General features: G+C 53.4%; 1 protein-coding gene. It reads left to right on the forward strand.

Features of this window, described 5'->3' with window-relative positions:
• Positions 1-1,658, forward strand: a 1,658-nt coding sequence (locus tag HFD99_RS24715; RefSeq protein WP_167441043.1) for a non-ribosomal peptide synthetase, incomplete at both ends; no start/stop codon positions are given.

Here is a 1,658-nt window from a genome sequence, read left to right on the forward strand (position 1 = left end):
GAACGGGCGAATTCGCTGGCACGAGTGCTTCAAGCACAGGGAGTAGGACCTGACAAACTGGTCGGTCTGATGGTGCATCGCTCCGTGGAAATGATCGTGGGTCTGCTGGCCGTGCTAAAAGCAGGTGGTGCTTATGTGCCGATCGATCCCGAATTTCCGTCCTCTCGTATTCAATACATGCTGGAAGATAGCGAGGCCGCAGTGCTTCTGACCCGTCGTGATTTGGCAGAAGAGCACCATTGCCACGCCAATGCCCTATTTCTTGAGGATGCAGCATTGTATCAGGGAGAAAGCAGTAACCTGGAATCGATCTCCAGCCCAGAGCATTTGGCTTACGTTATCTATACCTCTGGTTCGACGGGTAATCCGAAAGGAGTTATGCTCCAGCATCGCTCGGTCCTCAACTTTATTACAGGGATGCGCGAAGTCATTGACTTTGAAACGAGCCAAACGATGTTGTCACTGACGACCATTTCTTTCGACATTTTTGTCTTGGAGACCATCCTGCCACTGTTAGGCGGAATGACGGTGGTGCTTGGCGATAGTCAGCATCAGGTGAATCCTCAGGCGCTGGGTGAATTGATTGCTCATCATCATATTGAAATGCTGCAAATGACGCCGTCCCGGTTGCAAATGCTGCTGGGTCATGAAGCAGGTTCCCGCGCGCTGCAAGGCGTGAAGGCCATTATGGTCGGGGGCGAAGCCCTTCCGTCCAGGCTGCTTGCAGCACTGCAAGAAATCAACGGTCCCCGGATTTATAACATGTACGGACCTACAGAAACGACGGTGTGGTCGACCGTGCAGGAACTGACCCATGCTCAACATATTCATATTGGACGTCCTATCGCGAATACGCAAATATATATCATGAATGCAAGTGGGGAGTTGCAGCCCGTCGGTGTGCCGGGTGAGTTATGTATTGGAGGGGAAGGACTGGCCCGCGGGTACTGGAAACGTGAAGAACTGACGACCGAGAAATTTGTAAATCATCCGTTCGCTGGTGGTAAGGCAGGCCATGAGCGGATGTATCGTACAGGCGATTTGGCGAGATGGATGCCGGACGGCAACATTGAATATTTGGGGCGGATGGATCACCAGATTAAAATCCGGGGCTACCGGATCGAACTGGGCGAGATCGAATCGCAGCTGCTGCAGGTGGAGTCCGTACAAGAAGCAGTCATCATGGCCCGCACGGACGAAACAGGTCAAACCCAGCTCGTGGCGTACTACGTGGCAAGTCAAGAGCTTGGAGCTAATGAGCTGAGACAAAAGCTGGGACAAGCGCTGCCAAACTATATGGTGCCGTCGTATTTCATCTGGTTGGAGCAGATGCCGCTGACACCGAACGGCAAAATCGACCGCAAGTCCCTGCCAGCACCGGAAGGCAGTCTACACAGCGGTGCAGAGTATGCAGCGCCACGAATGGTAACGGAACGGACACTCGTAGCGATCTGGCAGTCCATCCTGGGCGTGCCCACTGTCGGGATTTTGGACAATTTCTTTGATCTGGGCGGCGATTCGATCAAGGCGATTCAAATCGTATCGCGTGCGTTCCAGGCAGGCTACAAGCTGGACATGAAGGATTTGTTCCGCTACCCAACCGTCGCAACACTGGCACCGCATATGCACGAGGTAAGTCGTAGGGTAGATCAGGGAGA

Source organism: Paenibacillus sp. EKM301P, from assembly GCF_011800295.1.
In the GTDB taxonomy this organism is placed as follows: domain Bacteria; phylum Bacillota; class Bacilli; order Paenibacillales; family Paenibacillaceae; genus Paenibacillus; species Paenibacillus polymyxa.